The sequence below is a fragment of the Plantactinospora sp. B5E13 genome (genome assembly GCF_039871775.1).
In the GTDB taxonomy this organism is placed as follows: domain Bacteria; phylum Actinomycetota; class Actinomycetes; order Mycobacteriales; family Micromonosporaceae; genus Plantactinospora.
Genome location: NZ_JBDPLT010000015.1, coordinates 32958 through 58259, shown reverse-complemented (window position 1 = coordinate 58259; position 25302 = coordinate 32958). Strand labels below are relative to the sequence as shown.

The window sequence follows — 25302 nt, the reverse complement described above, 5'->3', positions numbered from 1 at the left end:
AAGGCTGGTCCACCCAGTCCGCCACGGCTGATCCACCCAGTTCGCCACGACGGGGCGGCTCCGGTTTCCGGAGCCGCCCCGTCGGTTTTCTGTCCGAGGAGTCCCCCGCCGACATGTAGTACATGTACTATCGTCGCTCGTAGACCTTGGATGATAGGGGGCAGGTCTATGACTATGACCGAGGGATCGGGCCTGGTTGAGGGATCGGGCCTGGTCGAGGAGGCGGGCCGGCCGCCGAAGCCGGTCGGCGAGCCGGGCCCGCCGCCCGTGATCGACGTACGTGACCTGCGGATGCGCTACGGCCGGACCGACGTGCTCACCGGGGTCACCTTCACCGCCCAGCCCGGCGAGGTGGTGGCGCTGCTCGGCCCGAACGGCGCGGGCAAGACCACGACCATCGAGATCCTCGAGGGGTTCCGGATGCGGTCGGCCGGCGACGTTTCGGTGCTCGGCGTGGACCCGGCGCACGGCGACGAGCGGTGGCGGGCCCGGCTGGGCGTGGTGCTCCAGTCCTGGCGCGACCACGCCAAGTGGCGGGTACGTGAGCTGCTCCAGCACCTCGGGTCGTACTACACGTCGTACGCCACCGACCAGGTACGGCGACCGTGGGACATCGACGAGCTGGTGGACGCGGTCGGGCTCAACCCGCACGCCCACAAGCGGGTCAGCCAGCTCTCCGGCGGGCAGCGGCGCCGACTGGACGTCGCGATCGGCATCGTCGGCCGTCCCGAGCTGCTCTTCCTCGACGAGCCGACGGCCGGGTTCGACCCGGAGGCCCGGCGGGAGTTCCACGACCTGGTACACCGGCTGGCCGACCTGGAGCAGACCACCATCCTGCTGACCACCCACGACCTGGACGAGGCGGAGAAACTCGCCGACCGGATCCTGATCCTGGCCGGTGGTTCGATCATCGCGAACGGCTCGGCGGAGCAGCTCGCCCGGCGGATGCCGTCGGACGCGGAGGTGAAGTGGAGCCGGGACGGCGAGCGGTTCGTCCACGTCGCCGCCGACGCCACCCGGTTCGTCCGCGAACTGTTCGGGCAGTACGGCGACAGCGTCACCGATCTGGAGATCCGCCGGGCCAGCCTGGAGGACACCTACATGGCACTGGTCCGTGAGTTCGAGTCCGGGCGCAGCGGCGCCGCCCTGCGCAACTTCCAGGAGGTGGATCGGTGAGTCCGATGCTGATGGCGGCGCGGGCCGGGCTGGTGCGGGGCGGGATCGAGGTCCGGCACACCCTGACCAACGGTCAGGACCTGTGGAACTACATATTCCCCAACGTCGTCTTCACGGTGGTCCTGTTCTTCATGCGGAACTCGACGGTGCCCGGCACGGATTTCTCGCTCGGCGCCCGCAACCTGCCGAGCATGATCGGCGGCGGGCTGGCCTTCGGCGCCATGGTGACGATGATGATGACGCTCATCATCGAGCGGGAGGACGGCACCCTGCTGCGGGCCAAGGCGATCCCGCACGGCATGCTCGGTTACCTGGTCGGCAAGGTGGTGCAGGTGGCCGGGATGAGTGCGGTCAGCGCGCTCATCCTGGTGGTCCCGGGACTGCTGCTGGTGGACGGGCTCGCGCCCGGGGGGCCCGGCCGCTGGCTGATGCTGGCCGGCGTGGTGCTGCTCGGCCTGGTCGCCTGTCTGCCGCTCGGCGCGATCTTCGGATCGCTGTTCGACAATCCGCGTAACGCCGGGGTGATCATGCTGCCTATCATGGGGCTGGTCGGCACCTCCAGCATCTTCTACCCGATCAACAACTACCCGGTCTTCCTGCAGTGGATCGGCCAGGCGTTCCCGATCTACTGGCTCGGGCTGGGCACCCGCTCGGCACTGCTGCCGGACGAGTTGGCGGCGGCGGAACTCGGCGGCTCCTGGCGGCACCTGGAGACGTTCGGGATGCTCGGTGCCTGGGCCGTGGTCGGGCTGCTGGTCGCGCCGGTGGTGTTGCGCCGGATGGCCCGGCGGGAGTCGGGCTCCAGCGTGGCTGCCCGCAGGGTGAAGGCGATGCAGAGGACCACCTGATGAGTAGCGAGTCCATCTACAACCGCATCGCGGTCCTGCGGGCGGAGCGGGGGATCTCGCGCCGGGACCTCGCCGACGCGCTCGGGGTGCACTACCAGACGGTCGGCTACCTGGAACGGGGGGAGTACAACCCGAGCCTGCACCTGGCGCTGCGGATCGCCCGGTTCTTCGAGGTGCCGGTGGAGGTGGTCTTCTCCACCGAGCCCTTCCCCCGGATCGGCGCCCCCGACCGGGTGGTTGCCTGAACCCGGTCGGTGCGGGCCGCACCGGTCCAGTCTCCGGTCACGGCAGGGCCGGGGCGACGTCGCCCACCGGGGCGCGGAGCCGGGCGGCGTCCTGGCTCGGCGGCGCGCCGAACTGGCGGCGGTACTCGCGGCTGAACTGTGACGGGCTGTCGTAGCCGACCCGGTGCCCGACGCCGGTGACGTCGCCGGGGTGGGTGGCGAGCAGCAGCCGGGCCTCCTGGAGCCGGATCTGCTTCTGGAACTGGATCGGGCTCATCGCGGTGACCGCCTGGAAGTTGCGGTAGAAGGCGGAGACACTCATCCCGGACAGCCGGGCCACGTCCTCCACCCGGAAGGCCTGGGCGTAGTTGTCGCGGATCCAGCGGACGGCGCGGGCGATGTGGGTCAGGCTGCTGTCCGCGAGGCCGAGTTGGCGTACGACGGCGCCCTGGTCGCCGGTGATGATCCGCCAGAGGATCTCCCGTTTGACCAGTGGCGCCAGCACGGTGACGTCACGCGGCCGGTCGAGCAGACGCAACAGCCGGATCGCCGCGTCGAGCAGTTCCTCGGGTGCGTCGCTGACCGCCAGTCCGGAGGGTGTACCGCCGGTGCTGGGCGGGATGTCACCGGGGGCGGCGTGCAGCAGCAGTTCCGCGACCTCGGCCGGGCGCAGGACCAGGCCGAGTCCCAGTGCCGGCCGCTCCGGCTCGGCCTCGGTGAAATGCCCGGTGACCGGCAGGTCGACCGAGGCGACGAGATACTGCCCGGCGCGGTACTCGTAGACGCGGTCGCCGAGCGCCAGCCGTTTCGCCCCCTGGGCGATGAGCGCGAAGACCGTACCGGACATCGAGGTCGAGGGCGGCTCGGTGTGGTCCACCCGGGAGACCAGGACGTCGTCGATGGCGGTGGTCGTGTCCGGCCGGGCGTGCCGGGCCACCAGGTCGCGCAGTTCCTCCAGGCGGTGCATGTGGCGATTGAACCACCTGGCCGATGCTCCGTACAACGAGAGGATCAGGCAAGCATTCAGGAGATCCGTTCTAAAGTTTGAGCAGGTTCCGATGCTTCGATAGGAGGATCAGATTCGCGGGGAGCGCAGACAGCCTCCATGATTGAACAGGTGGACCGACCATGCGGGTCGCTATCGTCACCGGTGCCAGCTCCGGCATCGGGCAGAGCACAGCCGTCCAGCTCGCCCGGCGCGGCGCGGGAGTGATCCTCACCTACGGCCGCAACCATGCCGGCGCACTGGAGACGGTCGCGGGCATCGAGCGGGAGGGCGGCACGGCGGTCGCGCTGCCGCTCGACGTCGGCCGGAGCGAGACCTTCCCGGCCTTCCGCGACTCCGTCGTCGCGGCGCTGCGCGACACCTGGCAGCGGGACACCTTCGACCACCTGGTCAACAACGCCGGGTTCGGGCACGAGGCGACCAGGTTCGAGGAAACCTCCGAGGAGTTCTTCGACCGGCTGATGCGGGTCCTGCTCAAGGGGCCGTACTTCCTGACCCAGTCCCTGCTGCCGCTGATCGTCGACGGCGGCGCCATCGTCAACGTGACCAGCAACTCGGCGCAGGCGTCCGGGCTGACCCCCGGCTACTCCGCCTACGGCACGATGAAGGGCGGACTCACCGTCCTGACCCGGTACATGGCCAAGGAGTTCAGCATCCGCGGCATCCGGGTCAACTCCGTCGCGCCCGGCACCACCCGTACCCGGATCGCCGACAACGCCTTCGAACGGTTCCCGGAGGCGATCCCGGCCGCCGCCGCGACGATCGCGCTCGGCCGGATCGGTGAGCCCGACGACGTCGGCCTGGTGATCAGCGCCCTGCTCGGCGAGGAGGGCCGCTGGATCACCGCACAGAACATCGAGGTCTCCGGCGGCCAGAACCTCTGACCGACCCCGTCCCCCGGAGCGCAGCGCCATCCGCGCCGGTCCGCCATCGATCGACCGGTGGCCCGACCCCGGCCGACCTACCGAGGTGGAACCACGTTCCCACCGGTAGCGTTCTGCGCCGTGGTCGACATGGACGCCGCGATCGGGTTCGTGGTCGCGCACGGGGACGCGGTGGACCGCGCCCGGCTGCAGCGACTACGGACCGGGACGGCACCGGCGCCGGAACTGCTCGCCGAGGCGGAGGTCGGACCGGCTCCGGACGGCGGCTGGCCGGCGAGCTGGGCGGCCGAGGTCGGCTCGGTCGACGCCACCTGCTTCCGACTCGCCGAACTCGACGACCTGGGGGCGCTCGGCCGGGACGCCGCCCGCAGAGCGCTGGACTGGCTGGTCAGCCGGCAACGGGCGGACGGCACCTGGGAGGAGGATCCGTCGCTCGCCGCCGAGGCACCGCCGTGGGCCCGCCCCGGTGACCCGGAGGCGACCCTCTACCTCACCGCCAACGCCGGCTACTGGCTCACCGTCGCCGGCCTGGACGCCCGCCCCGCCGGCCCGCTGGACACCCGGGTCGGCGGGGCGTACGCGGGTGTGGTGCAGGCCGCCGCGCAGGCGCTGGCGGGCCAACTGCGACCCGACGGGACCTGGCCGTCGTACCTGGCCACCGGTTGGTTGGCGGCGGCGGTGCTGCACGGGCGGGGGTTGTTCGGCGAATCCGCCCGGATCCAGTCCGTACTCGCCGTCCGACTGCCGGAGATGTCCCCGGCCGACGTGGCCTGGATGGCGTCGGCGCTGCGCCGGGTCGGGGTCGCGGCCGCCGGCTGGCTGCTGGCCGCCGCCCGGCGTCGGCTCGCCGAGACCCAACGCAGCGACGGCGGCTGGCCCAGCGACGACGGTGCGATGTTCGAGGTGCACACGACCCTGGCGGCGATCCGTGCCTGCCGCTGAGCCACCGGAGCCGCGCCGCCAGCCGGTCCGCGCCTTCATCGGACGGCACCAGGGACTGGTGGGCACCGCCCTGTTCGTCGGGCTCGGTGGCGGCGGGATCGCCGCCTGGCACCGCTGGGACCTGTGGTGGCTGGAGAACAGCCTGGTGCAGGGCGCGCTGATCCTCGTGGCCAGCATCGGCATCCTGGCCCTGTTCTACTGGGCCGAGGGTGCGCTGCCCCCGCACGGCGGTCGCCGGGGCCGGCGCCGGTCGCGCGGCGAGCGCGAGTCCCACCGCCCGGCCCGGTCCCGCCCACGCGCGCGGCGGTCACGACGCCGACGCCGGAAGTGACCAGGGTTCGGGCGGCCCAGCCCTCCGGAGACCGCCGGGGAGTCAGCCGCGCAGGTGGCCGTCACCGGTGACGACGTACTTGGTGGAGGTCAGCTCGGGCAGGCCCATCGGGCCCCGGGCGTGCAGCTTCTGGGTCGAGATGCCGATCTCGGCCCCGAAACCGAACTCGCCGCCGTCGGTGAACCGGGTGGAGGCGTTCACCATCACCGCCGCCGAGTCGACCCGGGCCACGAACTCCCGGGCCGCCGCCACCGACTCGGTGACGATCGCCTCGGTGTGCTGGGTGCCGTACCGGGTGATGTGCGCGACCGCGGCGTCGAGCGAGTCGACGACGGCGGCCGAGATGTCCGCGGAGAGGTATTCGGTGCCGAAGTCCTCGTCGGTGGCCGGCACCACCTCCGCCGAGTACGCCGCCACCTCCGGCGAGCCGTGCACGGTGACCCCGGCCTCGTGCAACGCGGCCAGCACCCGCGGCAGGAACGCCTCCGCGACGTCGGCGTGCACCAGCAGCGACTCGGCGGTGTTGCAGGTCGACAGCCGCTGGGTCTTGGAGTTGAGCACGATCGCCAGCGCCTTGTCGAGGTCGGCGGCGGCGTCGACGTAGACGTGGCAGTTGCCCACCCCGGTCTCGATCACCGGTACGGTCGACTCCTCGACCACCGCCCGGATCAGTGACGCCCCGCCGCGCGGGATCAACACGTCGACCAGGCCACGGGCCCGCATCAGCTCCTTGACCGAGTCGCGGGAGGAGGCGTCCAGCAGTTGGAGCGCGTCCGCCGGCAGCCCGGCACCGGCCACCGCGTCCCGCAGCACCGCGACCAGAGCGGTGTTCGAGTGGATCGCCGACGACGAGCCGCGCAGCAGCGCGGCGTTGCCGGACTTGAGGCAGATGCCGGCCGCGTCCACGGTGACGTTCGGGCGGCCCTCGTAGATGATCCCGACCACCCCGAACGGGACCCGGATCTGCCGCAACTCCAGCCCGTTCGGCAGGGTGCCGCCGCGGACGACCTCGCCGACCGGGTCGGCGAGCGCGGCCATCTGGCGCAACGCGTCGGCGATCGCCGCGACCCGCTCGCTGGTGAGGGCGAGCCGGTCCAGGATCGCCGCCGAGAGACCGTTGTCGCGCCCGGCGGTCAGGTCGGCCTCGTTCGCGGCCAGGATCTCCGGCGTACGGGCGACCAGCGCGTCCGCCATCGCGTGCAGGGCCGCGTCCTTGGTCGCCCGGTTGACGGTGGCCAGGGTGGCCGCTGCGACGCGGGCACGCTTCGCCGCCTCCACGGTCCCGGTGGCAGGGGAGTTCTGGGTCGACATCTGCACACTGTAACCACCCGGGAGGCGTCGCCCGGTGTGCTGTTCGCCCAGCGAGACGGCCGGCCGCCGCAGCGGCCTTGGACCGGCCCGTCCGGTCAGATCAGAGCAGCACCAGATCGTCGCGGTGCACGACCTCGCGCTCGTAGCCCGGGCCGAGCGCGGCGGCGAGTTCGGAGGTGGAGCGGCCGAGCAGGCCGGGCAACTCCACCGCGTCGTAGTTGACCAGCCCCCGGGCGACCGCCGCCCCCGCGTCGTCGACCAGGTCGACCGGGTCGCCGGCGGTGAACGTGCCGTCCACCGCGGTGATCCCGGCCGGCAGCAGCGACTTGCGGCGGGCCACCACGGCCTGCACCGCACCCGGGTCCAGGTGCAGCCGCCCCCGGGGCGAGGTGGCGTGGGCCAGCCAGAAGAGCCGGGCCGCCGGCCGCTGGCGTACCCGGTGGAAGAGCGTGCCCACCGACTCGCCGGCGAGTGCGCCGGTGGCCAGTCCGGTGGCGGTCAGCACCACCGGGATACCGAAGCCGGTGGCGATCCGGGCCGCCTCGACCTTGGTGACCATGCCGCCGGTGCCGACCCCGGCCCGGCCGGCCCGGCCGACCACCACCTCGGCCAGGTCCCGCTCGTCACGGACCTCGGCGATCCGGACCGTGCCGGGACGGGCCGGGTCGCCGGTGTAGAGGGCGTCGACGTCGGAGAGCAGGACCAGCAGGTCGGCGTCGACCAGCGCGGCCACCAGCGCGGCCAGCCGGTCGTTGTCACCGAACCGGATCTCGTCGGTGGCGACCGTGTCGTTCTCGTTGACGATCGGCACCGCACCGAGGTCGAGTAGCTTGCGCAGGGTGCGGTAGGCGTTGCGGTAGTGGGCCCGCCGGGTCACGTCGTCGACGGTGAGCAGCACCTGCCCGACGGTCCGGCCGTGCCGGGCGAAACCGCTGGTGTAGTGGGCGATCAGCAGTCCCTGGCCGACGCTCGCCGCAGCCTGCTGGGTGGCCAGGTCGCGGGGACGGCGGGACAGGCCGAGCGGGGCCAGGCCGGCGGCGATCGCCCCGGAGGAGACCAGGACCAGCTCCCGACGGTCGGCGGAGCGGCGGCGCCCGTCGGCGGCCGGCCCAGTCGGTCGGCCGTCCGGGCCGGGCCCGCCGTTGGCCAGCCAACCGGCGAGTACGTCGGCGAGGGCGTCGACCCGATCCGCGTCCAACCCGCCGGCGGCGGTGGTCAGCGACGACGAGCCGACCTTCACCACGATCCGGCGTGCTGAGGTAACTGCTTCCCGCACCCGCCCATTCTCCCGGTGCTGCTCCGGGCCGGCCGGACCGGTCTCCCCGTACTCCCATATCGTGGCAGCTTGTGACCCCGGAGGAGTACGTCGAAGAGGTGCTGTCGGTGGTCGAGCGGATCCCGCCGGGACGGGTGATGTCGTACGGGGCGATCGCCGACTACCTGGCCGACCGGTCCGGTCGCGCCTCGGCCCGGCTGGTCGGCTCGGTACTGGCCCGACACGGCGGTGGCGTGCCCTGGCACCGGGTGGTGAACGCCGCCGGCCGGCTGCCGCCGGGCCACGAGCGGACGGCCCGGGAGCGGCTGGTCGCCGAGGGGACACCGCTGCGGGGTGCCGGGGTCGACCTGAGGTCGGCCGCCTGGTGGCCGGAGGACTGATTCGGCGACGGTGTGGGGCGGGTCGGTCGGCCCCGGGCGGGTCAGCTGGCCAGCGAGATCGGGCGGGCGCTGTGGCGCAGGATGCGGTCCTTCTCCGCGCCGCCGGGCACGGTCACCAGCAGACAGCCCGAGCGGCGGGCCACGGTGGCGGTCGAGCCGAGCAGGTGGGCGCTGCGTACCAGCACCGCCGCGAGTTCCGTGTCGGCGATCCGTACCCCGAGGATGGTGGTCCGGACGTGCCGGCCGGCGGCCAGCAGCGCGGCCCGCCACGCGGCGGCGGCCAACGCCTGCCGACGGGCGTGCCGGGGGGTCGAGGCACCGATCACCGACGGGTCCAGCAGCGCGGTCCGGCCCTGTTGCCAACCGGTGGCCAGCAGGGTCGGCTGGCCCGGCTCGACGACGTGCAGCCGGTGCAGTTCGTAGCGGCGGCGGACCCCGGCGGTGATCCGCTCCGGCCGGGGTGCACTGCCGAGCCGGGTCAGCAGTGCCGCCAGGCGGGCGGCGGCAGCCTCCGAACTGAATTCGGCCAAGAGGTTCGTCGACTGCCGCACGCTCCCCGCGCGGGTGCACCGGACCAGACATGCCGCCTCGAAGGCGTCCGCCAGCGAAACCCGGTCCAGTGGCTTGGTACCGGCGGTGGGCCGCACGGACGGCCGCCTTGCGGGGTAGGTCGCGGTGCCCCAGATCATTCGGTCGCCCCCCGTACTCGCGACGAACAGCTACCTCAACGGTGGCCTTTGAAACGGTCGGACGGTAGACATCGGTTGAAGGCTTGAGCAAAATTTGCGCTGAGCGGGAGCGTCGCCGGGGTGGTGGTGGGGTGGCCGGGACAGGTGCGGGCCGGCGTGCGGGCGGCAGGCCGACCGTGCGACGGGTCACCACTCTTGCCACGGTGCTGCTGCTGGTCACCACGTCGATGCCGGTCGGCGCCTGCACGTCGCCGAAGTCGGAGACCCGTCGGCTCCGGATCGCCACCGGCAGCGCGACCGCTGTCTACTACGCGGTCGGTCAGTCCCTGGCCACCATCCTCAACCGGGAACTGCCCGACATGGCCGCCACCGTGCTGGTCACCGCCGCGTCCGAGGAGAACGTCAAACTCGTCTCCGGCGGGCGGGCCGAACTCGGCTTCACCCAGGCCGACATCCTGCCGACGCAGCCGCCCGCCGGATCCGGGCTGAGTGCCGTCGCCCGGGTCTACGACGACCTGCTGCACCTGGTCACCCGGGCACAGGGACCGATCCACCGTTTGGAGGACCTGCGGGGCCGCCGGGTGGCGGTCGGCGCACCGGGCTCCGGTACGGCGGTCACCGCGAACCGGCTGCTCAACGTCGCCAACGTACGGAGTGGACTGGCGGAGACGCTGGCGCTCGGCATCGACGACGCGGTGGCCGCGATGCGGGCCGGCCAGATCGACGCGTTCTTCTTCTCCGGCGGGCTGCCGGTCAAGGCCGTCGCCGACTTCGCCGCCGAGACCCCGGCCCGGTTCGTCGACCTCGGCGCGTGGGTCGAGCCACTGCGGAAGTCCTATCGGGAGGTGTACGTCGGACGCGACATTCCCACCTCGGCGTACGGAACGGAACCGGTGACCACGGTGGCGGTGCCGAACTACCTGGTGGTCGCCTCGGACCTGCCCGAGCAACTCGTCTACGACATCACCCGGCTGCTGATGCAGCGGCGGGACGAGCTCAGCGCCGCCCATCCGGCGGCCGCCCGGCTGAACCCCCAGTCGGCGATCACCACCACCCCGCTCGTCCTGCACCCGGGAGCGGCCCGCTACTACCAGTCCCACAAGCCCTGAGCGGGCCCGGCCTCACACCCGGAACCAGGCTTCGGCGGTGAGGCCGGTCGGTTCGGCGGGGCGCATGCTGAGCCGGCCGCCGGAGGCGTCGACGAGGACCGCCACGATGGTCAGGCCCAGGCCGGCGCCGTCGATGTTCTGGGTGTCCGGCGCCCGCCAGAAGCGCTCGGTGGACGATTCGAGCTGGGGTGCGGTCATGCCGGGGCCGTCGTCGGTGACCTGGACGACGATCCCGTCGTCGCGGCGGGAGACGGAGACCTCGACACGGCCGCCGGGGTGGTTGAACTTGACCGCGTTGTCGATCAGCGCGTCGAGGACCTGGTCGATCGCGGTGCGTACCGCCCGGGCCGGATGTGGCCCGTCGGTCGGCCGCAGGTGCAGCGTGACGCCCCGGTGGGTGGCGAGTGGCTGCCAGGCGGCGACCCGGGAGGCGGCGACCGCGGCCGCGTCGACCACCACCATGGTGTGCTCAGCCCGTTCGGTCCGGGCCAGGGTGAGCAGCCCGTCGAGGACCTGGGCCAGCCGGTCGGTCTCCTCCAGGGCGAGCCGGTGCTCGGCACGGCCGTACTCGTCGGTCAGGCTCGGACCGAGTTCCTCGACCCGCAGCCGCAGCGCGGTCAACGGGTTGCGCAGTTGGTGGCTGGCGTGCGCGACGAACGCCCGCTGCCGTTCCAGGGCGTCGGCGACCGCGTCCGCCATCTCGTTGAAGCTGGTGGTGAGTCGGCGCAGCTCGGGTGGACCCTGCTGGTTCGGCACCCGGGCGGTACCGTCGCCGGCCGCGATGTCATGGGTCACCACGTCGAGTACGGTCACCGGCCGCAGTACCCAGCCGGCCAGCCGGAATGCGGTCATCACCCCGGCGGAGACCGCCAACAGCCCGATCGCGGCGAGCGCGGTCCACCAGACGGTGACGCTGCGGCGTACCCGGTCGGTGGTGGAGACCGTGACGACGGTGCCGATCACCTCCCCGCCGTCGCTGACCGGTACGGCCACCACCAGCGGCGCCGCCTGCCAGGGCCAGATCACCTCCGGGATGGTCATCTGCCGGCCGGCCAGGGCACCGAAGACCGCGGTCCCGATCGGCTCCGAGCTGACGAAGTCCTCGGTCGCCACCACCGGCCGGCGTTCCCGGTCGATCAGGGCGGCGGTGATCCCGTACAGCTCGTGGTAGTGCTGGAACTCGTCGTCGACGGCGCCGACCGCGCCGCTGCGCAGCGCGGGACCGGAGAGGGAGGCGAACCGGTTCGCGTCGGCCAGCCGGTCCGCGCGGATCCGCTCGGTCTCCCGGTTCGCCAGGGTGACCGCGAGCGGGGTCTCCAGAGCGAGCAGGACCAGGATCATCAGCAGGGAGTAGCTGAAGACCAGACGGCGGCGCATGTCGGTTCCGGTCTACTCGGCGCAGAGCCGGTACCCGACGCCGCGTACCGTCCGGACCAGGTCGGGGTCGCCGAGCTTGGCGCGCAGCGAGCCGACGTGCACCTCCACGGTGTGCCGGGCGGCACCGGTGGTCGGCCAGACGTCCAGCAGGATGCGCTCGTGCGGCACCACCGCACCCGGCTGCCGGGCCAGCGACACCAGGATGTCGAACTCCTTGCGGGTCAACGCGACGGACTGGCCGCGTACGGTGACCAGCCGGGCGGCCACGTCGACCCAGACCGGGCCGACCTCGATGATCTCGGCGCGGGGGGTGCCGGAACTGGACCGGCGGAGTACGGCGACGATCCGGGCCTCCAGTTCGGCCATGGAGAACGGCTTCACCACGTAGTCGTCGGCGCCCATCCGCAGGCCCAGGACCCGGTCCCGTTCCTCGCCCCGGGCGGTGACCGCGATGATGCCGAGCTGGGCGCTGCGCTGCCGCAGGGCCCGGCAGACCTCCACCCCGTCGCCGTCGGGCAGGGTGAGGTCGAGCAGCACCAGGTCACACGGGGCGGCGGCGAGCGCGGCGGCGGCGGTGCCGGCACGTTCCACGTCGTACCCGCGTCGGGACAGCGCGGAGGCCATCGCACCGGCGACCCGGGCGTCGTCCTCGACCAACAGGATGCGCATCCGGCTCGCTCCTCGTCCGGGTGGGTACCCTCGTGCCGCGGGTCGCGGCCCTGCGATCATCGCGCATCCGACACGCCGGGCGCACCGGGGTGTAAGGAGCCCGATCCTCAATTTTGGCTCAATTCCGGTGCGACGGTGGTCCCGGGTCGGGTACGCCGATCGGCCGGCAGGTCGGCACGTTCGCGGGAGACCGGATCCAAGATCGCGGCGGATAACATTCCGGCGCATGGATGCCCCGCGCACCGGTAGCCGATCGACCATCCGCCCGGTCTCCCGGTCCGGTCCGTCCTCGCTGGCCGGTCTGCCCCGGCGGGTGCACGCCGGCTACGCGCTCGGCTCGTTGGCCACCGGCGCCTTCGGTACGGTGCCCGGCCTGGTGCTGCTGCCGTACCTGACCGACACCCTGGGGGTGGCCGCCGGGGTGGCGGCCCTGCTCGTGCTGCTGCCGAAGGCGTGGGACGTGCTGGTGAACCCGGTCGCCGGCCGGATCTCCGACCGGACCCGTTCCCGGTGGGGTGCCCGGCGGCCGTACCTGCTGTTCGGCGGGCTCGCCCTGGCGGTGCTCTTCGCGGCCATCTTCGCCGCCCCGTTCTCCGCCGACCCGGCCGGCGGCGCCACCCCCGGTCCGGCCGCCGCCGGGTACGTCGCGGTGGCGTTCCTGCTCACCGCGACCGCGTACGCCTTCTTCCAGGTCCCGTACGTGGCGATGCCGGCCGAGCTGACCTCGGACTACCAGGAGCGGACCCGGCTGATGACCTGGCGGGTCGCCGTACTGGCGGTGGCGATCCTGGTCTCCGGCGCGGCCGCGCCGCTGGTGGTCGACGCCGGTGGTGACGGTGTCGCCGGGCACCGTTGGCTGGGACTCTTCGTTGCGGTGCTGATCGTGGCCGGTGCGGTCGGGGCGTTCCTCGGCACCCGCTCGGCGCCGGCGGACGCCGTGGCGGCGAGTGAACCGACCCTGCGGGCGCAGCTCGCGGTCGCGGCCGGGAACCGGCCGTTCCGGCTGCTGCTGAGCTGTTTTGTCGTCCAGTCGGCCGGCGTCGCGACGGTGTTGGCCGGGGTGAACTACTTCGCCGAGCAGATCCTGCGGGATCCGGGGACCGGCCCGACGCTGCTCTTCGCCTGTTTTGTCGGCCCGGCCCTGCTGGTGATGCCACTGTGGAGTCGGGCCGGCGCCCGGCTGGGCAAGATCCGGGCGTTCGGCCTCGCGTCGCTGCTGCTGGCGCTGGGCACGCTGCTGCTGGTCGCCGCGCCGGTGCTGCCGGCCTGGCTGGTCTACCTGGTGGTGGCGGTGATCGGCGGCGGCTACGCCGGTCAGCAGGTGTTCGCGCTGGCGATGCTGCCGGACTGCATCGCGTACGACACCGCGCGGACCGGGCGGCGGCAGGCCGGGGTCTTCACCGGGCTCTGGACGGCGGGCGAGACGTTCGGGTTGGCGCTCGGGCCCGGCATCTACGGCCTGGTCCTGCAGGTGTCCGGCTACGTCTCCTCGTCGACCGGTACGGCGGCGGCGCAGCCGGACAGCGCCCGGCTCGGGGTGCTGCTCGGGTTCACGGTGCTGCCGGCGTTGCTGATCGGGCTGGCGCTGCTGACGGTACGCGGCTACGACCTCACCCCGCAGCGGCTGGCCGCCGTCGGTGCGCCGGCCGACGGGCGGGACGGGGCCGGGCGGTGACCAGCGGGGCGGCACGACGGACGACGGGGCGCCGGCCGCGACGTTGACCGTGCCCCGGATCGGCGCCTACGGTGGCCGCCATGGTCGAGGCGCTGCCGGCGAAGGGCGTACCCGCGGATCAGATCCTGGCCGAGTTGGGTGACCTGCGGGCGGCGGATCTGCCGACGCACGGTGGCCGGCTCTTCGCCTACGTCTACGACCCGGCGATACCCGGTCTGGACGAGTTGGCGACGACCGCGTACGCCCGGTCGGCGCACGTCAACGGGCTCGACCCGACCGCGTTCCCGTCCCTGCTGACGATGGAGAACGCCCTGGTCGGGGCGGCGGCCCGACTGCTCGGCGGTGGTCCCGGCACCGCCGCGCCGGACGTGGTCGGCAGTGTCACCGGCGGCGGCACCGAGTCGCTGATCCTGGCGGTGAAGGCGGCCCGGGACGCCCGGCCCGAGGTGACGCGGCCCCGGCTGGTGGTGCCGGCCACCGGGCACGCCGCGTTCGCCAAGGCGGCGCACTACCTGGGGGTCGCCCTCGACCAGGTGCCGGTGTCGGCGGAGACGTTGCGGCCGTCGGTCGACGACGTCCGGGCCGCGATCGGGCCGGAGACGGTGCTGGTCGCCTGCTCCGCTCCGTCGTACGCGCACGGGGTGGTGGACCCGGTGGCACAGATCGCCGAGGTGGCGGCGTCGGCCGGGGTACGGTGCCACGTGGACGCCTGTTTCGGCGGCTGGACCCTGCCGTACCTGCGTCGGCTCGGCGTACCGGTGCCGCCGTTCGACCTCACCGTCCCCGGGGTCACCTCGATCTCGGTCGACCTGCACAAGTACGCGTACACCCCGAAGGGTGTCTCGGTGCTGCTGCACCGGGACGCGGACCTGCGCCGGCCGCAGTACTTCGCGTTCGCCGGCTGGCCGGGCTACACCATGGTGAACCCGGTGATCTCCTCCACCCGCTCCGGTGGCCCGATCGCCGCCGCGTACGCCACCCTGCGGCACGTCGGCGACGACGGATACCTCCGGCTGGCCGAGCAGGTCCTGGCCGGGGTACGCGGACTCGCCGCCGCGGTGTCCGAGGTGGACGGTCTGCGGCTGCTCGCCGAACCGGAGTCGACGGTGGTCTGCTTCACCAGCACCGGGTCCGGGCCGGACCTTTTTGTCCTCGCCGACGAGTTGGCCGTGCGTGGTTGGCACTGCCAGCCCCAGTTGTCGTACGCCGGCCTGCCGGCCAGCATCCACCTGTCGGTGGCCGCGGCGGTGGCTCCCCGGGTGGCGGAGTTCGGTCCGGATCTGCGGGACGCGGTCGAGGCGGCCCGGCTGGCCGGGCCGGTACGGCTGCCCGCCGAGGTGCTGGCCCTGGCCGGGGCGCTGACCCCGGAGCTGCTCACCCCGGAACTGGTGGCCAACCTTGCCGCCGGACTGGGTCTCGGCGCCGGCCCCGCCGCCGACTCCTCGGCCGGGCCGCTGCCGGCCCGGATGGCACTGGTGAACACGCTGCTCGATGCCGTACCGCTGGCGCTGCGGGAGCGCTTGCTGGGTGAGTTCCTCGGCCTGTTGCAGCGGCCGACGTACTGACCCGCCGGGCCGGTGCCGGCCAGAGGCGACAGCCTTGTATCGATCCATCGACAAATGTTGCCGCCATGTATTTACTGTTAAGAATCTTTCTTTTATGTTGAGGAGACCTTCCCGATGACCTAAGGAGCCCGCGATGCGGAGATCCGTGGTTCTGACGTTGGCGACGGTCGCCGCCGTCCTCGCCAGCGTGCTCGTGGCCGCGCCGGCCGCCCAGGCGCACGGCTACATCTCGTCCCCGCCCAGCCGGCAGGCCCTCTGCGCGCAGCGGGCGGTGCCGGACTGCGGCCAGATCCAGTGGGAGCCGCAGAGCGTGGAGGGGCCGAAGGGCCTGCGCAACTGCCACGCCAACATCGCGCACTTCGCGGTCCTCAACGACGACGGCCGCGGCTGGCCGGCCACCTCGGTCGGCAACACGGTCACCTTCAACTGGGTGCTCACCGCCCGGCACGCCACCAGCACCTGGGAGTACTACATCGGCGGCTCCCGGATCGCCGTCTTCGACGACGGCGGACGGCAGCCCGGCGCCACCGTCTCGCACACCGTCAACCTCGGCGGGCGGACCGGCCGGCAGAAGGTGCTGGCCATCTGGAACATCGCCGACACCGCCAACGCCTTCTACAGCTGCGTCGACCTCCAGGTCGGCGGTGGCGGCAACCCGAACCCGACCCCCACCCCGACCCGTACGACCAACCCGCCCACGCCTCCGCCGACCAGCGCGCCCACCCCGCCGCCGTCCAGCGGCACCTGGCAGGCCGGCACCACGTACCAGGTCGGCAGCACGGTGACCTTCAACGGTCTCAGCTACCGCTGCCGCCAGGCGCACACCGCCATCCAGGGCTGGGAACCCCCCTACGTCCCGGCCCTGTGGGAACGGATCTGAGCGGACCGGAGCTGAGCCGACCGGAGCCGGCGGGTGACGTCACGCCGAACGGCACCCGTCACGGGCCCGCGTCGAACGTGACGCGGGCCTGTACCGCCGTCGAGCGGTGTGGTCGGGGCGGCAGCCCGCAGACCGGCAGGCGCCCGGCAACCGGCGACGGACGCCGGGAACGGATCGGAGGAGAAGGATGGCGTACTGGCGTCGTACCCCACTCGTCGTCGCCCTGCTGCTGCTCGGCGGCTGCGGGGCCGGCCCGACCGGCCCGACCGGCCAGCCGGCCGCCGCGCCACCCAGCCCGGTCCCGACGGCGGTCGCGGCCGGAGCGCCGGCCACGTCCGGAGCGGTCACGCCCGGTGCGTCGGCCGCGTTCAACGCCGCCGACGTGATGTTCCTGCAGATGATGGTCACCCACCACGGCCAGGGCCTGGACCTGGTACGACTCGTGCCCGGCCGGGCGGCACGGTCCGAGGTGACCGTCCTGGCGGCCGCCATCGAGGTGACCCAACGGGCCGAACAGGAGACGATGCGGGGCTGGCTGCGGGACTGGGGACGGCCGACCGAGGCGGATCCCGACGCGCACGCGCACGCCGACCACGGCGGACTGCCGGTGACCGGGCCGGCGCAGATCGCCGACCTGGGGCGCAAGAGCGGGACGGAGTTCGAGACCGACTTCCTCAACCTGCTGATCGGCCACCAGCACGGCGCCGTCGAGATGGCCCGGATGGAACTGCGGTCGGGGACGTACCCGGAGGTCCGCGAGTTGGCCCGGCGGATCGAGCTGTCCCGGACCGCGCAGATCGACCAGATGCTGAAACTGGCCGCCGCGCCGGCCGGCGACGGATCGGCCGGGTAGCTGCCGGCGCCCACGCCCCCGGCGCTGTGGTTCACTGTCGGGAGGAGACCAGGAGAGGGGGCGATCGTGCAGCTACCGGCGGTGCTCGGCGAACCGATCCGGTTCGTGCTCAACTGGGGCCGGCGCTACTCGCTCTGGGTCTTCAACTTCGGGCTGGCCTGCTGCGCCATCGAGTTCATCGCCACCAGCATGGGACGGCACGACTTCATCCGGCTCGGCGTGATCCCGTTCGCGCACGGCCCGCGCCAGGCCGACCTGATGGTGGTCTCCGGCACCGTCACCGACAAGATGGCCCCGGCGATCAAGCGGCTCTACGACCAGATGCCCGAACCGAAGTACGTCATCTCGTTCGGCGCCTGCTCCAACTGCGGGGGGCCGTACTGGGACTCGTACTCGGTGACCAAGGGAGTCGACCAGATCATCCCGGTCGACGTGTACGTACCCGGCTGTCCGCCCCGGCCGGAGGCACTGCTGCACGGCATCCTGATGCTGCAGGAGAAGATCGCCGGCGAGCGGTCCGGGTTCGGCGGCGTCGCCCGCCCCGACGAACTCGCCTCCCCCGCCGACGCCCCGGTGTCGACGCGGGCCCCGGCAGCGACCCGGGCCCCGGCCGGCCTCGGGCGCAGCGTCGAGTCGCTGACCGCCCCACCGGTGCCGCCGCCCTCGATCGGCGGCTGACGGTCACCCGGTTCGCGACCGCCGACCTCACCGAGCTGCGGGCGATCGCCGGCGGTGCGGGCCGCCATGATCGAGGCGTTCGAGCGGTACCTGGCCACCCTGCGACCGGCGACGGCCAGCTGCCCCGCCTGTAGCGTCTCCCGACGGTCCAGCAGGGGTGCGTCCGCCGCATACCCTCACTATGATGACCGTCAAAATCTTCGAGTGCGGTGCGGTTTCCGCAGCCGTACGCGTCGCCCTTCGCCAGGGCCTCGATGACCTCCGCCGACGAGCGGGCCGGTCCGTGTCGGTCACGGACGACGCCGGTGCCGATGGTGTCCCACGAGGGGAGTGAGGCCGTGTTCACGAGTCTGAGCAGCGACGACCCGCAACAGATCGGCGGCTACCGGCTGCGGGCCCGGCTCGGGTTCGGCGGCATGGGCCAGGTCTACCTCTCCTTCACCCCCGGCGGTCGCCCGCTGGCGCTGAAGGTCGTCCGGCGGGAGTACGCCGACGACCGCGACTTCCGGCGGCGGTTCGCCGAGGAGGTCCGTGCCGCGCAACGGGTGAACGGCGTCTACACCGCCCAGCTCGTCGACGCCGCCGCCCCCGAGGCGGAGGTCCCCTGGCTGGCCAGCGCGTACGTTGCCGGCCCAACGTTGCGAGATGCGGTGCAGGACCACGGCCCGTTGCCGGTCGGCAGCGTACGTCCGCTGATCGCCGCCGTTGCCATGTCGTTGCACGCCATCCACTCGGCGGGCGTGGTGCACCGGGATCTCACCCCGGGCAACGTGGTACTCGCCGCCGACGGTCCCCGGGTCATCGACTTCGGCATCGCCCGCGCGGTCGACGCCACCCACCTCACGCTCAGCCACACCCCGATCGGCACGCCCTCGTTCATGGCTCCGGAACAGGCCAACGGCCTTCCGCTGACCCCGGCGGCGGACGTCTTCAGTCTGGGCGCGGTCGCCTACTTCGCGGCCACCAATCGCACCGCGTTCGGCGACGGCAACTTCCTGAGCGTGCTGCGCCGGGTCGCGGAGGCGGAGGCGGACCTGACGGACTGCCCGGCCGAGCTGCGCGGACTGGTCGAGGCGTGCCTGCGCCGGGAACCGGGTGAGCGGCCGAGCACCACCGATGTCGTGGAGGCGTGCGGCGGAGTGCCCCGGTTCACCACCGGTTGGCTGCCGCGGCCGGTCGCCGCCGACGCCGCAGCCCGGAGCGCCGCCGTGGCGGCCCTGGCAGCCGAGCCGCCGGAGGCGGTACGGGTGTTTCCGGGCGTACCGTCGACCGGCGCCACCGGTACGGGCGCGGCGGCGGTCTCGCGGCGCCGCCGTGGTCCGCTGGTCGCGTTCGCCACCGTACTGGTGCTGCTGCTCGGGGTCGCCGGTGGAGTGGCGATCGCGTCGATCCTCGATCCGGACTCGGGTACCGGTCAGCGAGACGGGCTCCAGGACGGGGCGGTCGCCACGCCGGGTGGCGACGCGCCCGGCACGTCCGGCCCGCCGTCCCGGTCACCCAGCCCGTCCGCCACCCCGTCGCCGACCGCCGAGCCGGGTCCGGCCGTGCAGTGGACCGGCAAGGTCCGGATCGCCCGGTACGGCGTTGACCTGGACCCGGTCCCGCCAGAGCGGGGCGATCTGTACGACCTTCTTGACGCGGACGTCGATCTCGGCCTGGTGGGCGATCGCGATTCCCAGATTTCCGGTGTCGGAACGGGCCTTGCGACCTGGCCCGGAGACAACGCTCCCAGCCATGCGGAGTGTACGGAACTGCTCCTCACCCAGGGTGTGGGGGCGCTACGGGTGACAGCTGGCGAGGTCGTCTGCGTGGCGACCGACGAGGAACGCGTCGCGGTGCTGACCGTGGACGGAATCGCCAAGGACTTCAACACCGGATTCACCGCGACGGCGAAGGTGTGGGCACCGGCCGGCTCCTGACGTCGGAGCCGGTCACGCCTGGCCGTCGCGGAAAGCGCGGATCTCGCGGACCAGGGGATGGTCGGCACCCAACGCGGCCTCGGCCCTCGCGGCCAGCCGGACCAGGCGAAACGCCGCGACCGCCTGCACACCCAGGCCGAACTTGCTGCGTACCCGGCCGAACTCGGCCGCGAACCGCTGTGGATCGCCGTCGTGGCCCTGGACGCGCAGCCGGTGGGCCAGCTCGGCGAAGTGCCGGTCGGCCTCGGCGTACCGGCCCTGCCGGAGCAGCAGTTCACCGTGACGCAGCTCCGGTGGCTGACCGGGATCGGCCTGCTGACCCGCTGCCGGTGCGGGGTGCGGGACCTCGACCGTCGGGCGGCGTTCGCCGGTCACGATCGCCCGTTCCCGCGCGAGGGCTGCCGAGTCGGGCGGGTCCGGGGGTCCGGACAGGTCGACCTGGGCGGCGGCCGGCGCGAGCGGCGGCGGGACGATCCCGGCCGGTGCCGGGAGGAGCCCGGCGAGGACGTCCCGGACCTGACCGGCGGAGGGCCGGGCCGGCGGATCCTTGGCCAGCATGGCGAGAATCAGCCTGGCCAGCTCCGGCGGCGCCTCCGGGCAGCGCGCCGTCACCGGTTCCGGCCGGGTGTACAGGACCCGTCTGGCGAATTCCTGGGGCAGGCCCTGTACGCCGAACGGCGGGGCGCCGGTCAACAGCGCGTACAGCACCGCCCCGAAAGCGTGTATGTCGGTGGGGAGACCGGGTTCGTCGCCCCGGTACTGCTCCGGCGACATGTACGGGAGTGTGCCCATCACGACACCCGCCGCGGTGAGCCGGGGTACGGACGAGTCGGGGAGGGCGGCCAGCCCGAAGTCGCAGATCTTGATCATCCCGTCCTCGTCCAGGACGAGGTTCGACGGTTTGAGATCGCGGTGGACGATCGGGGTCTCGGCGCCGTGCAGGCGAGCCAGCGCGTCGGCGACCGGTATGCCGTACCGGATTACCTGTCCGACCGGCAGCCGCCGGTGTTCGCGCAGGAGATGGTTGAGATCCGGGCCGGTCAGGTGCTCCATCACGACGAAGGCCCGGCCGTCGTGCCAGTCGTAGTCGAAGATCGCCACGACGTTCGGGTGCCTGATGCTGGCCAGTACCTCGGCCTCCCGCTCCAGGCGGGCGAACCGCTCCGAGTCGAAGGTGGACGGCAGCAGTTTGATCGCGACCCGGCGCTTCAGTTTCTGGTCGAAGGCGGCGTACACCTCACCCTGACCGCCCTGCCCGAGCTGGTGCGACAGGAAGTAGCGCCCCTTCAGCCGCTCGCCGCTGGCGGTCACCGGCGGTGCGACCGGTAAAAGCCGGTCTTCTGGTCGGCCTGCGCGCGTACGGCATCGACCGGGGCCGGGATTCCCGGATCGGCGTCGAAGACGTACCGCCGGCCGGAAGGGACCAGCTCGACATCGTCGCAGAGCACGACCACCTGACCGCTGCGCAGTTGCCAGGTCCGGCCGCGCGGAATCCGACTCCGCGGACCCGGCGCGGGATCGTCGCCACCGGCGTCCGGACCTCCCAGCACTGCGGCGCCGTCACGGCGCAGCCACGTCCCGTTCCGGCTGAGATCGCGGACGCTGATCCTCGACCCGTCCCAGGTCAGCTCGACGTGTTCCCGGCTGATCCGGTCCAGGTCCTGCTCCCGCAGGATCGGGCTGGTCAGGGCGACACCCGACTCGGCGGGTGCCCGACCGACCACCACCGCCGTGCCGGCCACCAGCATGAACCGGTAGCGCACGACGCCCTCGATCCGGACCTTCACCTGCACCCGGGACGGGGTCGGGCCGAGGTCGGTCATCCGCTCGCGGTGGGTGGGGCAGCGGACGACGGCACCGTCGAAGACCGGTGCCGGCTGTCCGCCGACCGGGTCGGGCCCGAACATCGGGCAGTCCGGTACCGGACACAGCCAGAGCCGGGTCAACAGCTCTTGGCGGGCGCCGGTGCCGGTGCGGCGGTCGTACATGTGGGCCGCCACCAGCCGATCCTGCTCCTCCTTGCGGGAGATCTCGTGCTCGGCAGGCGTGGGCATGGGGTTGGGCGTGATGCCGACCCCGATTCCGCCCGGACCCGGCACCTGCCGGAAGAACTGGTCGGGGTTTCCCGCGATCCAGGGGTATTTCCGGTAGTCGCCCACGTACCGGTCGTTGCTGACCACGTAGAGCCCGGTGGTGTCGGCGAGTTCGAGGATCCGGTCGTCCGCCCGGGGCCGTACCTCGATCAGACCCTGCTGGTACCAGCGGTGCAGGGTCGCCCGCTCCTGCGCGGTCAGGGCATGTTGTTTCAGCAGCGAGCGGTCCGCGACCGCGTACACCTGGACCGTCTCGTCCCGGGTGTACGCGGCCAGCGCCTCGATCAGCCCCAGGAAACGCTGGAGGTTCGCCGGCCGGTCGTCGCACAGCTTCCGGTCCCGGACCACGTTGGAGAGATCGACCACGAAGTCCGCGGCCCGGGGCTTGAGGGTCAGATGATGCTCCGGACGCATACATGCAAATCTAACAGTCGAGAAAAGGTCGGGCCGTACTCGAAGAGGGGACCGGGTCACCGCTGGAAGTCGACGACCACCTTGATGTCGTCCGGCTCCCGACGGTACGCGTCGGCGTACGCCGCCACCGGCACCCGGCGGCTGATCATCGTGCCGAGCCAGTCCGGGTCGGCGGCGGCCAGTGCCTCGGCGGCGAGTTCCCAGTGCCGGCGGTTGGCGTTCACCGTGCCGAAGACGACGTTGTTCTCCAGCACCAGCGCCCGGTTGAGCGCGCCCGCGTCGAAGTCGATCGTCCGACCACCGGTGGAGACACCGGTCAGGCAGACGATGCCGTTCGGTGCCGCCTTGCACATCGCGTCCAGGATCACCGGGGGCGCGCCGGTGCACTCCAGCACGACGTCGAACTCGGGACCGATGTCGGTGACACTGCCGGTGTGGAAGCGCCCGCCGAGCGCCTCGACCAGCGCCGGCTTCGCACCACTGGCGGTCCGGTTCAGTACGTGCACCTCGAAGCCGCGCTGGCTGGCCAGCAGGGCGGCGAGCAGCCCGATCGGTCCCGCCCCGGTGACCAGTACGGTGTGCGGCTCCCAGGTCGACCGGGCGCCGATCCGCTCGATGTGGTCCCAGGCCTTGGCGAGGATGCTGGTCGGCTCCAGCAGCACGCCGAGTCCGCCGAGCTTCGGGTCGAGACGTACCGCGAACTTCGGCGGCACCCGCCAACGGTCCCGGGCGAAGCCCGGCAGCCCCTTGATGCCGTGCTCGGTGTAGCGGCCGTTGCGGCACATGTCCCACTCGTCGGCGGCGCAGTTCGAGCAGGGCACCGGGTCCGGGTGCCGGACGATGCCGGCGACCAGGTCACCGGGGGCCAGCGAACCGGTCGGGTCCTCGACCACCCGGCCGAGTGACTCGTGCCCGAGCACCAGGTTCCGGGTGCCCGGTGGCGGTTCGCCGTGCCCGCCGTCGATGATCTCGTGGTCGGTGCCGCAGACGCCGACCGCGATCGCCTCCACCAGCACCGCGCCCTCGGCGGTGTCCGGCTCGGGATGCTCCTCGTCCAGCCGCAGCGAGTCCGGTTGGCCCGGGATCACGGTTATCGCACGCACCTGGTTGATTGTTCCCTGCCGAGCCGTCCGGTACGCCCGAACCGGCCGACCTCGTCGCACCGGTTACGTCCAGCCGAACCCCAGGTCTGAGGTGTTGGCCGGCGACGTGGACGCCGGATGGCCATAGGATCGCGGGCATGACGCCGGAAGAGGTCGGGAACCGGTTCGCCAGCCTGCTCGCCGACGTGGAGGTCACTGTCGGGCGGTCGGGTGGTCAGGCGTACGCCCGGGCGACCGTGGACGTGCCGCCGGGCAGTTGGCGGGCGGCGCTGCGGGCGGCCCGGGACGACGCCGAACTCGCCTGCGACTTCTTCGACTGGCTCTCCGCGGTGGACGAGTTGGCCGCCGGCTTCGACGTGGTGGTGCACCTGTGGTCGACCCGGCACCGGCACGGTCTGCTGCTGCGTACCCGGGTGTCCCGGGAGGAGCCGACGGTGGCGTCGGTGGTGGACCTCTTCCCCGGTGCGGGTTGGCACGAGCGGGAGACGTACGAGATGTTCGGCATCGGCTTCGACGGACATCCCGACCTGGCCCCGCTGCTGCTGCCGCCGGAGTTCGAGGGACATCCGCTGCGCAAGGAGTTCGTGCTCGCCTCCCGGGTCGCGAAGGCGTGGCCGGGGGCGAAGGAGCCCGGCGAGTCCGAGGCCGGGACCGGCCGCCGGCAGGCGATGCGGCCGCCGGGCGTACCGGCGCCGGGGGAGTGGGGACCGGCGGCGGCCGTACCCGGGGTGGAGAGCCCGCCGCAGCGTCCGGCCCGGCGCCGGCCCACGACCGGCACCCCCGGCACGCCGGCCCGCCCGCCGGTCTCCGGACCGGCCGGGTCCGGGTCGTCGTCCGGCGGGGCCGAGGGCGGGGAGGAGTCCTGATGCCGCTCTGGCTGGAGCTGCTGGTGCGGGTGGTCGGGGTGATCGCCGCGTTCCTGGTCCTGCCGTTGGTCGTCGGGCAGGCCGAGCACAAGGTGATGGCGCACATGCAGGGCCGGCTCGGCCCGATGTACGCGGGTGGCTTCCACGGCTGGGCCCAGCTCATCGCCGACGGGGTCAAGTTCGTGCAGAAGGAGGACGTCACCCCGCGCGAGGCTGACCGGGCGGTGTTCCGGCTGGCCCCGGTGGTGGCCCTGGTGCCCTACCTGCTCGCCCTGCTGGTCATCCCGCTCGGCCCGAACGACCTGGTCGGGCAGCCGTTGGACATCGGGCTGTTCTTCGTGCTCGCGGTGGTCGGCGTCGGCGTGGTCGCGGTGCTGATGTCGGCCTGGGCGTCGGCGAACAAGTACAGCCTGCTCGGCGGGCTGCGGGGCGCGGCCCAGCTGCTCGGCTACGAACTGCCGCTGGTGCTGGCGGCGGCGAGCGTGGCAATGGCCGCCGGTACGTTGAGCCTGCCCGGCATCGTCGAGGCGTGGCAGCCGTGGTGGCTGATCTGGCAGGCGCCGGCGATGTTGGTCTTTTTCGTCGCCGGGCTGGCCGAGATCCGGCGCCCGCCGTTCGACATGCCGATCGCCGACTCGGAACTGGTCTTCGGCTACCTGACCGAGTACACCGGCCTGCGGTTCGCCTTCTTCCTGCTCGCCGAGTACGTCGGCATCGTGGTCATCGCCGCGCTGACCACCGTGCTCTTCCTCGGCGGCTGGCAGGGTCCGTTCGGTGACGAGTACCTCGGCTGGCTCTGGACCCTGATCAAGGTGTTCCTGGTCTCCTTCGTGATCATCTGGTTCCGGGTCAGTTATCCCCGGCTGCGCGAGGACCAGTTGCAGCGGCTCTGCTGGCTGGTTCTGGTGCCGGTGGCGCTCGGCCAGCTCGTGCTGACCGCCGGGGTCCGGCTCGCGATCGCCTGAGCCCGGAGTCGGCTGTCGCTCCTCGACTGGTCCACCGGGGCGCCACCGCAGGCATGTTCCGGGTCGGGA

Annotated in this window: 25 protein-coding genes; 16 read left to right on the top strand and 9 right to left on the bottom strand. The window is 72.6% G+C overall.

The features are described 5' to 3' along the window. Nucleotides 1-291 precede the first annotated feature (291 nt). Genes ABGB05_RS16100 through ABGB05_RS16090 form a run of 3 tightly spaced genes read left to right on the top strand, consistent with a single transcriptional unit; the run spans nt 292 to nt 2269 of the window. Entirely contained in the window at nt 292-1176 is an 885-nt protein-coding gene (locus tag ABGB05_RS16100; RefSeq protein ID WP_347654297.1) for an ABC transporter ATP-binding protein, read from the top strand. Continuing rightward, complete coding sequence (locus ABGB05_RS16095) at nt 1173-2024, top strand: ABC transporter permease (RefSeq protein ID WP_347654208.1); 852 nt, start codon at nt 1173-1175, stop codon at nt 2022-2024. Before ABGB05_RS16100 ends, ABGB05_RS16095 begins: the two co-directional genes overlap by 4 nt. Next, entirely contained in the window at nt 2024-2269 is a 246-nt protein-coding gene (locus tag ABGB05_RS16090) for a helix-turn-helix transcriptional regulator (RefSeq protein WP_347654207.1), read from the top strand. Before ABGB05_RS16095 ends, ABGB05_RS16090 begins: the two co-directional genes overlap by 1 nt. Before the next feature lie 37 nt (nt 2270-2306). Here the strand turns inward: ABGB05_RS16090 and ABGB05_RS16085 are convergent, their stop codons facing one another. After that, a complete protein-coding gene (locus ABGB05_RS16085) occupies nt 2307-3215 on the bottom strand; it encodes an AraC family transcriptional regulator (RefSeq protein WP_347654206.1) in 909 nt (302 codons plus the stop codon). A 161-nt stretch (nt 3216-3376) separates the two neighbouring features. Here ABGB05_RS16085 and ABGB05_RS16080 point away from each other — a divergent pair, with 161 nt between their 5' ends. The 3 genes from ABGB05_RS16080 (at nt 3377) to ABGB05_RS16070 (ending at nt 5411) form a co-directional block, all read left to right on the top strand. Continuing rightward, nucleotides 3377-4138, top strand: a complete 762-nt coding sequence (locus ABGB05_RS16080; protein WP_347654205.1) for an SDR family oxidoreductase — start codon at nt 3377-3379, stop codon at nt 4136-4138. Between the two features lie 129 nt (nt 4139-4267). Next, nucleotides 4268-5080 (top strand): prenyltransferase/squalene oxidase repeat-containing protein, encoded by an 813-nt coding sequence (locus ABGB05_RS16075; RefSeq protein WP_347654296.1) that lies wholly within the window; start codon nt 4268-4270, stop codon nt 5078-5080. After that, on the top strand, nt 5067-5411 hold the full coding sequence (locus ABGB05_RS16070) for a hypothetical protein (RefSeq protein ID WP_347654204.1): 345 nt from the start codon (nt 5067-5069) through the stop codon (nt 5409-5411). The genes ABGB05_RS16075 and ABGB05_RS16070 overlap by 14 nt, the downstream gene beginning before the upstream one ends. Nucleotides 5412-5453: 42 nt before the next feature. On the opposite strand, the gene ABGB05_RS16065 is transcribed toward ABGB05_RS16070, so the two are convergent. Together ABGB05_RS16065 and proB are read right to left on the bottom strand one after the other, a co-directional pair. Further along, entirely contained in the window at nt 5454-6722 is a 1269-nt protein-coding gene (locus ABGB05_RS16065; RefSeq protein WP_347654203.1) for a glutamate-5-semialdehyde dehydrogenase, read from the bottom strand. Nucleotides 6723-6822: 100 nt separating this feature from the next. Beyond that, a complete protein-coding gene (gene proB / locus ABGB05_RS16060) occupies nt 6823-7998 on the bottom strand; it encodes a glutamate 5-kinase (protein WP_347654202.1) in 1176 nt (391 codons plus the stop codon). 71 nt (nt 7999-8069) lie between these two features. Between proB and ABGB05_RS16055 the strand changes: the two genes are divergently transcribed. Continuing rightward, a complete protein-coding gene (locus ABGB05_RS16055) occupies nt 8070-8378 on the top strand; it encodes an MGMT family protein (RefSeq protein WP_347654201.1) in 309 nt (102 codons plus the stop codon). Between the two features lie 41 nt (nt 8379-8419). On the opposite strand, the gene ABGB05_RS16050 is transcribed toward ABGB05_RS16055, so the two are convergent. Further along, the gene (locus tag ABGB05_RS16050; RefSeq protein ID WP_347654200.1) at nt 8420-9025 is read right to left on the bottom strand and encodes a hypothetical protein; all 606 of its coding nucleotides are present in this window, start codon (nt 9023-9025) and stop codon (nt 8420-8422) included. Nucleotides 9026-9243: 218 nt separating this feature from the next. Here ABGB05_RS16050 and ABGB05_RS16045 point away from each other — a divergent pair, with 218 nt between their 5' ends. Further along, a complete protein-coding gene (locus ABGB05_RS16045) occupies nt 9244-10176 on the top strand; it encodes a TAXI family TRAP transporter solute-binding subunit (protein ID WP_347654199.1) in 933 nt (310 codons plus the stop codon). 12 nt (nt 10177-10188) lie between these two features. On the opposite strand, the gene ABGB05_RS16040 is transcribed toward ABGB05_RS16045, so the two are convergent. After that, complete coding sequence (locus tag ABGB05_RS16040) at nt 10189-11553, bottom strand: HAMP domain-containing sensor histidine kinase (RefSeq protein ID WP_347654198.1); 1365 nt, start codon at nt 11551-11553, stop codon at nt 10189-10191. Nucleotides 11554-11565: 12 nt separating this feature from the next. Then, complete coding sequence (locus ABGB05_RS16035) at nt 11566-12222, bottom strand: response regulator transcription factor (protein ID WP_347654197.1); 657 nt, start codon at nt 12220-12222, stop codon at nt 11566-11568. A 226-nt stretch (nt 12223-12448) separates the two neighbouring features. On the opposite strand from ABGB05_RS16035, the gene ABGB05_RS16030 reads away from it, so the two are divergent. From ABGB05_RS16030 to ABGB05_RS16005, 6 genes are all read left to right on the top strand, one after another. Then, entirely contained in the window at nt 12449-13897 is a 1449-nt protein-coding gene (locus tag ABGB05_RS16030; RefSeq protein ID WP_347654196.1) for an MFS transporter, read from the top strand. 80 nt (nt 13898-13977) lie between these two features. Beyond that, nucleotides 13978-15462 (top strand): aspartate aminotransferase family protein, encoded by a 1485-nt coding sequence (locus ABGB05_RS16025; protein WP_347654195.1) that lies wholly within the window; start codon nt 13978-13980, stop codon nt 15460-15462. Between the two features lie 133 nt (nt 15463-15595). Further along, a complete protein-coding gene (locus ABGB05_RS16020; RefSeq protein WP_347654194.1) occupies nt 15596-16342 on the top strand; it encodes a lytic polysaccharide monooxygenase in 747 nt (248 codons plus the stop codon). Nucleotides 16343-16529: 187 nt separating this feature from the next. After that, entirely contained in the window at nt 16530-17195 is a 666-nt protein-coding gene (locus ABGB05_RS16015; protein WP_347654193.1) for a DUF305 domain-containing protein, read from the top strand. A gap of 66 nt (nt 17196-17261) precedes the next feature. Beyond that, nucleotides 17262-17873 (top strand): NADH-quinone oxidoreductase subunit B family protein, encoded by a 612-nt coding sequence (locus ABGB05_RS16010; protein ID WP_347654192.1) that lies wholly within the window; start codon nt 17262-17264, stop codon nt 17871-17873. Between the two features lie 338 nt (nt 17874-18211). Then, a complete protein-coding gene (locus ABGB05_RS16005) occupies nt 18212-19792 on the top strand; it encodes a serine/threonine-protein kinase (protein WP_347654191.1) in 1581 nt (526 codons plus the stop codon). A gap of 12 nt (nt 19793-19804) precedes the next feature. On the opposite strand, the gene ABGB05_RS16000 is transcribed toward ABGB05_RS16005, so the two are convergent. From ABGB05_RS16000 to ABGB05_RS15990, 3 genes are read right to left on the bottom strand one after another with little or no spacing between them, the layout of a single operon-like run. After that, nucleotides 19805-21103, bottom strand: a complete 1299-nt coding sequence (locus ABGB05_RS16000) for a serine/threonine-protein kinase (protein WP_347654190.1) — start codon at nt 21101-21103, stop codon at nt 19805-19807. Beyond that, on the bottom strand, nt 21100-22299 hold the full coding sequence (locus tag ABGB05_RS15995) for an FHA domain-containing protein (protein ID WP_347654189.1): 1200 nt from the start codon (nt 22297-22299) through the stop codon (nt 21100-21102). The genes ABGB05_RS16000 and ABGB05_RS15995 overlap by 4 nt, the downstream gene beginning before the upstream one ends. A 56-nt stretch (nt 22300-22355) precedes the next feature. Beyond that, on the bottom strand, nt 22356-23402 hold the full coding sequence (locus ABGB05_RS15990) for a glucose 1-dehydrogenase (RefSeq protein WP_347654188.1): 1047 nt from the start codon (nt 23400-23402) through the stop codon (nt 22356-22358). Nucleotides 23403-23539: 137 nt separating this feature from the next. On the opposite strand from ABGB05_RS15990, the gene ABGB05_RS15985 reads away from it, so the two are divergent. After that, nucleotides 23540-24268 carry an NADH-quinone oxidoreductase subunit C gene (locus ABGB05_RS15985; protein WP_347654187.1) on the top strand — a complete coding sequence of 243 codons (729 nt, stop codon included), beginning with the start codon at nt 23540-23542 and terminating at the stop codon, nt 24266-24268. Further along, nucleotides 24268-25233, top strand: coding sequence for a complex I subunit 1 family protein (locus ABGB05_RS15980; RefSeq protein ID WP_347654186.1), 966 nt, complete (start codon nt 24268-24270; stop codon nt 25231-25233). Before ABGB05_RS15985 ends, ABGB05_RS15980 begins: the two co-directional genes overlap by 1 nt. Nucleotides 25234-25302 lie beyond the last annotated feature (69 nt).